This window comes from Mesorhizobium sp. M7A.F.Ca.CA.001.08.2.1, from assembly GCF_003998455.1.
In the GTDB taxonomy this organism is placed as follows: Bacteria; Pseudomonadota; Alphaproteobacteria; order Rhizobiales; family Rhizobiaceae; genus Mesorhizobium; species Mesorhizobium ciceri.
On the sequence record NZ_RZPW01001141.1, the window covers coordinates 1 to 1,359 of the forward strand.

Annotated in this window: 1 protein-coding gene; it reads left to right on the forward strand. The window is 60.3% G+C overall.

Annotated elements, in window-relative coordinates:
- Positions 1-70: 70 nt before the first annotated feature.
- On the forward strand, positions 71-1,111 hold the full coding sequence (gene tagH / locus EN914_RS35600; RefSeq protein WP_024504487.1) for a type VI secretion system-associated FHA domain protein TagH: 1,041 nt from the start codon (positions 71-73) through the stop codon (positions 1,109-1,111).
- Positions 1,112-1,359: the final 248 nt, after the last annotated feature.

The following is a 1,359-nucleotide window of genomic DNA, read 5'->3' on the forward strand; positions in this document are numbered from 1 at the left end:
CTTCTGTCCTGTTTTACCCGCAAGCTGCTAGAATGGCGGAGTACCGATCAACGATCGACGGCGATCTCGGATGCACATCAGTCTGGAAATCAACAATGTCGACGCCTTGCCCGCTGGTACCTCGACCAGCTACGCGGCGCGTGATCGCGGCTTCGAAATCGGACGCGATGCTTGCGACTGGACCTTGCCGGATCCCGACAAGTTCATCTCGGGCCGCCACTGCGAGGTTCGCTACGAGGCGGGCGCGTTCTGGCTGCACGACATCTCGCGCAATGGGACTTTCATCAACGGATCGAGCCAGCGCATGACCGGGCCACACCGGCTTGGCCATGGCGACCGGATACTGATCGGCCGTTATGTCATCTTGGTATCGATCGACGAAGAGCGCGCCACGGCGGGCTACCCCAGCTACAAATCCGAGCAGCGAGACATGCCGCCCGCGACAGGCCGACCGCTGGAATTCAAAGATGCACCTTTCTTCGATCCCGCGCAGCAACGGCCCGGGCAGCGCATTCCGCCGCACTCCCCACCCCTGCCTTCGACCAGAGACGAGGTCTTGCGGGAGATCGCGATCGGAGCCGGCATTTCGCCGGAATTGCTTCAATTACGCGACCCGCATGAAGTTGCCGCCGAAATCGGCACGGTCCTGCGGGTGGTGGTCGAGGAACTGACGTTGCTGCTGAAAGCACGTGCGGCCGCGAAAATGCTGGCCAAGAGCACACAACGAACGATGATCAGCGCCGCCGACAACAATCCGCTGAAGTTCGTTCCAGGAACCGACGACATCCTCGAAATCATGTTCGCCCGTCGCAGGGCCGGCTATCTTGATGCCAGGCGCAGTATCGAGGACGCATTCCGCGATCTGAAGACGCACGAATTCGCCACCTATGCCGCCATGCAAGCTGCGCTCTCCCGACTGCTTGACGACCTGTCGCCCGAGGCGATCGGCAGGAAACTCCCGCCTACGTCGTTCACATCGAAGAAGGGGCAGGCCTGGGACGCCTATGTCGCGACATGGCGGACCATGGAGGAGGCACATGAAAACGGCATGCTGGACATCTTCCTGGCGTATTTCAGCGAGGCCTACGCCAAAGCCGACAAGCAAAAATAGGCGATCCAGGAAACGCCTGGCAGGCCAATCAGAAAAGTCCTCCGACGCCCGGCATCCGGTTCCAATAAACAATTTCTGAGATTACAATCGCATACGACAGTTCGCCAAGCGGGTAAGACTCATTGACCTGGGGGTCTGCGGCAATGTCATGCTACGGCGGGACAGGATTTTTTGGCCCATCCTTCTGCGGACACTGCCGCGGCCGACCGGGGGTGCGGGCCCCTTAACCGACCAGAAAACGGCTTGCG